Source organism: Bacteroidota bacterium (assembly GCA_018698135.1).
Classification (GTDB): domain Bacteria; phylum Bacteroidota; class Bacteroidia; order CAILMK01; family JAAYUY01; genus JABINZ01.
Map to the genome: position 1 here is coordinate 1 of JABINZ010000187.1, position 6,446 is coordinate 6,446.

Below are 6,446 nucleotides of genomic sequence, written 5' to 3' on the forward strand. Positions count from 1 at the left end.
TAAAAGCACTCCATTTTATTGTCTTACAGGCCATTAAAAACAGTATGTTGTATCAGCTTCTTCCTGCAATTTACAAAACTATTTTCTAAATAAATTATGCAATTTTCAGATTATTTATATTCTATTTTTGTTTAATTTTTTATCAAACCAAGTGCCTTGAAGAGGATAATAAGGGTTTATTTGAATCCTGTGTCTGCTAGAATCAAATTATGTTTTCTGATGTCATGCAAATTGCATCGATTGTTTTGTCCAATTCCAATGTAATCGAAAACAGCTATTTCCACTCAAATTTATGTAAGTGGACGTATTGATGTTATTTTTGCAGAAATTTGCAGCAAATAGAAAAAGACCTTAAATGTCCAATCAAAACTTTATAGATCAAATCAAAGTATTCTGTCGTTCAGGATCAGGAGGTCCGGGATCGGTTCATTTTCATCGTGATAAAAACACAACCAAAGGTGGGCCTGATGGTGGCGATGGTGGTAAGGGTGGACATATTATTTTAAAAGGAAATAAAAATTTGTGGACCTTATTGCATTTGCGCTATCAAAAACACTTATTGGCAAAAAATGGTGAACCGGGAATGGGTTTGCAAAAAACAGGTGCTGATGCAGAAGATATTGTGATTGATGTGCCGCTGGGAACCATTGTCAGAGATTATGAGACCGATGCCAAAATGGTTGAAATTACGGAAGACAATCAGGAAGAAATAATATTAGTCGGAGGCAAAGGTGGACTTGGGAATATTAACTTTAAATCTTCTACCAAACAAGCACCAGAATATGCTCAGCCAGGAATACCAGGTGTCGAAAAAACTTTTATTCTTGAGCTTAAGTTATTAGCCGATGTGGGTTTAGTTGGTTTGCCTAATGTTGGGAAATCGACCTTGCTTTCCGTTATTTCGGCCGCTAAACCTAAAATTGCCAATTATGAATTCACAACACTAACACCCAATGTTGGCGTTGTAAAACACCGCGACTATCAGTCTTTTGTTGTTGCAGATATTCCTGGTATTATAAAAGGAGCTAGCGAAGGGAAAGGTCTTGGCATCCAATTTTTACGTCATATTGAACGAAATTCAATTCTTTTGTTCATGGTTAGTGCAGAAAATTTAAATATCAAGGAACAATACTTGACATTACTGAATGAACTGGAAAAATTTAATCCTGCGCTTTTAGTGAAAAAGCGAATTATTGCCATTACAAAATCTGATTTGCTGGATGATGAATTGAAAGAAGAGATTAGCAAAACACTTCCAAAAATTCCATCTCTTTTTATTTCATCGGCAACCATGCAAGGGATTACCGAATTAAAAGATTTACTTTGGAACACCTTGAATAGGGAGATTGAATTTTAGCTTGTTTTTCCCAAGGTGATAAAATACGGATTCAATAAATTCTCTTTATTATAATTCAACTCTGTATGGTCTTCGTAATTAATAACTGTTCCTCCTGCTTCGTTGACAATGGCATGTGCTGCAGCAGTATCCCATTCCATGGTTGGGCCAAGCCGTGGATAAATATGTGCTTTTCCTTCGGCAACCAATAGTAATTTTAGTGAACTACCTATAGACGTTATTTGTGGATCATTATATTGTGAAATATAATTTGTTGTTTGCTCATTCATGTGTGAGCGGGACGATACAATCACTAAATTGCTTTGATTCTTGTCATATTTGGCAACTTCCAGCTTCGACTGAACACCTTTGTCAATAACGAAAGCTCCTTTGTTTTTTTGAGCAAAATACATTTTATCTTGAACGGGAACATATACAATTCCACCAATTACTTTTTGATCTTGAATCAAGGCAATATTCACTGTAAATTCACCATTTCTTTTTATAAATTCCTTGGTACCATCAAGTGGATCGACCAGCCAGAATAGTGGATAATTCTTGCGAATTTCATAAGCTATTTCTTTATTTTCTTCTGAAATTATTGGAATTTCAGGGAATAAATGCTTTAGCTTTTCGATGATAATATCGTTAGCGAGCTGGTCGGCAATCGTTAATGGGCTGTTATCTCCTTTGAATGAAATATCCCAATTTTCAGATTCTGTTTGGTATACTTCTAATATTTTTTCACCAGCTGCTTTTGCAATGGAAATCAAATCACTTATTCTTATATTTGCGGCTTGCATTGGATTTCATTATTTTAAGGTGCAAAAGTATTATTAATTATTTACCCTAAGAAAAAGCATAATTTTGGAAAATATATTTCCCATATTCAGCCATATGGTAAGTCAGGGGGAGAAAGAAAAGCTTCTTCGGCAGCGAGGAATGGTTTTCTGGCTAACTGGTTTATCTGGATCAGGTAAAAGCACACTTGCAAAAGGTTTGGAGCGTAAACTACATAATCGTGGCTTTTTGACTAAATTATTGGATGGCGATAATATTCGTCATGGAATAAATAGCAATCTGGGGTTTAGTGAAGAAGATCGGCAGGAAAATATTCGCAGGGTTGCTCAAGTAGCTAAACTTTTTCTGGGCACTGGCACTGTAACTATTTGTTCGTTCATTAGTCCAACTGAAAAAATGAGACAATTGGCTAAAGAGATAATCGGACCAGAGAATTTTTTTGAAATTTATGTAAAATGCTCTTTGGAAGTATGCGAAGAACGCGATCCAAAAGGCTTATATAGAAAAGTCAGAAAAGGAGAAATAAAGAATTTCACAGGAATTCATTCAGAATATGAAGAGCCTGTTTCTCCAAATTTTATCTTGCGAACTGACAATAAAACAGTAAGAAGATCCATTCGTCAATGTTACAGGGAAATAATTTCATTAATCAGATATTAAAGAATTTTTAATGGCTTATAAATTTTCACATCTTGATCATTTAGAATCAGAAGCAGTTTATATAATCAGAGAGGTGGCTGCACAATTTCAAAAACCGATGTTATTGTTTTCTGGAGGAAAAGACTCTATGTTAATTTTGCATCTGGCCTGGAAGGCTTTTTATCCGGCACGTATTCCCTTTCCTATTGTACATGTCGACACAGGACATAATTTTGAAGAAACAATTATATACAGGGATAAAATGGCCAAGAAATACGAAGTTAATTTGGTAGTTGGCTATGTACAGGATGCTATTGATTCAGGTAAAGTGAAAGAAGAAACCGGAATCAATTCAAGCAGAAACTGGTTTCAATCTGTGACTCTATTGGATACAATTGAATCGAATAAATTTGATTGTGCTCTTGGCGGAGGCCGAAGGGATGAAGAAAAAGCCCGGGCAAAAGAACGTTTTTTCTCACACCGAAATGAATTTGGTGAGTGGGATCCTAAAAATCAACGCCCCGAACTTTGGAATCTTTTCAATGGACGAAAAAATTATGGCGAACATTTTAGAGTTTTCCCTATTAGTAATTGGACAGAAATGGATGTTTGGCAGTACATTAAACGAGAGGAAATAGAATTGCCATCTATTTATTTTAATCATAAAAGACGTGTTTTTAATAGAGACGGTGTTTGGTTGGCAGAGTCGCCTTTTAATCCAATGAAACCTACAGAAGTTGTCGAAGAAAAGGAAGTCAGGTTCAGAACCATTGGTGATATTTCTTGTACAGGTGCTATTGAGTCCAGGGTAAGTAATATTGATGATATTATTGCTGAAGTAGCTGCATTTCGTGTGACTGAAAGATCCGGCAGACATGATGATAAACGCTCAGAAACAGCCATGGAAGATCGCAAGAAAGAAGGCTATTTTTAATGGAAATGGGGATATTCAACTTTATACATTTTACTTTATATTTTATACTTGACTAATATGGATTTATTGAGATTTGTTACCGCAGGAAGTGTTGATGATGGGAAAAGTACTTTAATTGGTCGTTTATTATTTGATACAAAAACGATTTTTAAAGATCAACTCGAGGCTGTTGAGCACACCAGCAAGGTAAGAGGAGAAGATGGTGTTAATTTGGCATTGCTAACTGATGGTTTACGTTCCGAGCGCGAGCAAGGTATTACCATTGATGTTGCCTATAGGTATTTTGCCACACCAAAACGCAAGTTTATTCTTGCCGATTCTCCGGGTCACGTTCAGTATACCAGAAATATGGTCACAGGGGCTTCAAATGCAAACCTGTCATTGATATTAATTGATGCAAGAAATGGAGTTATGGAGCAAACTCGCAGGCATACTTTTATTTCTGCTTTATTGGGAATTAAACACCTGATTGTTTGCATTAATAAAATGGATTTGGTGGATTTCAGTCAGGAAGTTTATCAGAAGATAAAAGATGATTACCGTGATTTTTCATCAAAAATAGATGTCCCCGACATACGTTTTATACCCTTAAGCGCAAAAGAGGGAGATAATGTTGTAGATCGCTCTACTAAAATGGATTGGTATCAGGGGCCAACTCTGCTTTATGCTTTAGAAAACACTTATGTAGAAAGCGATTATGAACGTGTGAATTGTCGTTTTCCTGTACAATATGTGCTTCGACCTATGAAAGAAAAATTTCATGATTATCGGGGATATGCAGGTCGCGTAGCAGGTGGTATATTCAAGAAAGGAGATGATGTGGTTATTTTACCATCTGGCTTTAAATCAAAAATAAAATCCATTGAGAATCTGGGGAAAGAGGTCGATCAGGTATATCCACCAATGAGTGTTTCGATTCAATTGGAAAACGATATTGATATTAGTCGTGGCGATATGATCGTGAAAGAATTTTCACAACCAAACATCGATCAGGACATTGACATTATGATGTGTTGGTTTACAGAAACTCCACTGACTTTAGGAAGTAAGTATATTTTAAAACATACCACCAACGAAGTCAAAGCAATTATCAAGGATGTGAGGTATAAAGTAGATATCAATACATTACACAGAATTCAGGATGATAAAAACATTGGCTTGAATGATATTGGACGTGTGAATATTCGTACTTCTGCTCCTTTGTTATTTGATACCTATAAAAAGAATAAAATAACCGGTAGTGTAATTTTGGTTGATGAACGAACCAATTATACGGTTGCAGCAGGAATGATTTTATAGTTTCAGACTTAAAGTAAATTCAATATTACTGAGTCAAACTTTCACCAAATCTTTTTCCAAATTCTTTTAATTCTGGATTATAAATCTTAGGAGAGAATTTAACCTTCATGCCTTCCTGTAACTTGACTAATTTGAGTGTGCTAAGTGCATTCTCAATAATTCCAACACCTTCACCGCTCCAGCCAAAAGAACCAAAAGCAGCATAGGCTTTCCCTCTATCTCGAATAGGATTAATAGAGGCGAATAATTGATAAATCTGAGGAAGAATATTCTGATTGATGGTGGGTGAGCCAATAATTAATGCCTTAGAACCAGCAATTTTATGATCCAGAAAATGGAAATCTTTATCCTGTATATCACATAGTTCAACACTTACATTGGCTACTTCTTTAACTCCTTCAGCAATAGCTTCAGCTATTTTTTTAGTATAGCCATAAGCCGAAACATAAGGAATGAAAACTTGAAAGCCTTCTCTTTCTCGATTCTCGATTTCCTGTTGGGCATATTCTGCAGCAATGGCAACATATTTTTCCCAGTATGAGCGCAAAATTGGACCATGACCAGGGCATATCATTTTAATATCCAGATCCTTTATTTTGTCAATGGCCTTGAGCATGAATTTACTGAAGGGCTTAAGAATTACGTCAAAGTAATATTTATAGGCTTCGTCAAAATTATCGACTTCATCATCAAACATGCGAGCATCACAAAAATGAGATCCAAAGGAATCGCAGGTAAATAATAGTTTGTCTTCAACTAGATAGGAGTATATGGTATCGGGCCAATGAAGATTTGGAGCAGCAATAAAATGAATGGTTTTATTGCCCAAATCAAGAGATTCGCCATCTTTGGCTCGCAATGATTTGAATTCCTTGCCTACAATATCAGGCAAGTATTTCAATGCATTTCCACTGGCCACCACTGTTGCATTGGGCGCAATTTCCAATAAATATTTCAGATTGCCTGAATGATCAGGTTCTGTATGATTTAGAATGATGTATTCAATTTCAGCAGGATTACAAACACTTTTTACTTTTTCTAAATATTCGTCCTGAAAACCTTCTTTTGATGTTTCAATAATGGTTTTTTTCTCAGCATTGATAAAGAAAGAATTATAGGTTGTACCATATTTTGTTTCCATGATGATGTCGAAAACATCCAAATCAGGATCCAATATGCCTATCCATTCCACATCTTTGGTAACTTCTAATGTATGTGCTTTTGTCATTCTTGATTTCTATTTGCATTATTAGGAGGTGCAAATTTATTAAAACTAAAATACCTCTATCGATTTTTTAAATAAGTTTAATGCATGTTCTATAATACCACAGACATATTTATTAAACTTACCATTCATATTTTGGCCACAGATTCACAAGATTTCACTAACCCACTGAAACAATTCTGGAATCTGTGGAAATTTTACCATCATAGGTA

The 6,446-nt window shown here is 35.4% G+C and carries 6 protein-coding genes; 4 read left to right on the top strand and 2 right to left on the bottom strand.

Annotated features, from left to right (window positions below):
* The first annotated feature begins 355 nt into the window (after window positions 1–355).
* Window positions 356–1,357 carry a GTPase ObgE gene (gene obgE, locus HOG71_12040; protein ID MBT5991572.1) on the top strand — a complete coding sequence of 334 codons (1,002 nt, stop codon included), beginning with the start codon at window positions 356–358 and terminating at the stop codon, window positions 1,355–1,357.
* Here the strand turns inward: obgE and cysQ are convergent.
* On the bottom strand, window positions 1,354–2,139 hold the full coding sequence (gene cysQ, locus HOG71_12045) for a 3'(2'),5'-bisphosphate nucleotidase CysQ (protein MBT5991573.1): 786 nt from the start codon (window positions 2,137–2,139) through the stop codon (window positions 1,354–1,356). The genes obgE and cysQ overlap by 4 nt on opposite strands.
* A 64-nt stretch (window positions 2,140–2,203) precedes the next feature.
* Between cysQ and cysC the strand changes: the two genes are divergently transcribed.
* The 3 genes from cysC to HOG71_12060 are packed head-to-tail and all read left to right on the top strand — an operon-like array spanning window position 2,204 to window position 5,009.
* Window positions 2,204–2,797 carry an adenylyl-sulfate kinase gene (gene cysC, locus HOG71_12050; GenBank protein ID MBT5991574.1) on the top strand — a complete coding sequence of 198 codons (594 nt, stop codon included), beginning with the start codon at window positions 2,204–2,206 and terminating at the stop codon, window positions 2,795–2,797.
* 10 nt (window positions 2,798–2,807) lie between these two features.
* Complete coding sequence (gene cysD, locus HOG71_12055) at window positions 2,808–3,710, top strand: sulfate adenylyltransferase subunit CysD (protein MBT5991575.1); 903 nt, start codon at window positions 2,808–2,810, stop codon at window positions 3,708–3,710.
* Window positions 3,711–3,767: 57 nt separating this feature from the next.
* On the top strand, window positions 3,768–5,009 hold the full coding sequence (locus HOG71_12060; GenBank protein MBT5991576.1) for a GTP-binding protein: 1,242 nt from the start codon (window positions 3,768–3,770) through the stop codon (window positions 5,007–5,009).
* A gap of 25 nt (window positions 5,010–5,034) precedes the next feature.
* On the opposite strand, the gene HOG71_12065 is transcribed toward HOG71_12060, so the two are convergent.
* Complete coding sequence (locus tag HOG71_12065; GenBank protein MBT5991577.1) at window positions 5,035–6,237, bottom strand: FprA family A-type flavoprotein; 1,203 nt, start codon at window positions 6,235–6,237, stop codon at window positions 5,035–5,037.
* Between the last annotated feature and the right edge of the window lie 209 nt (window positions 6,238–6,446).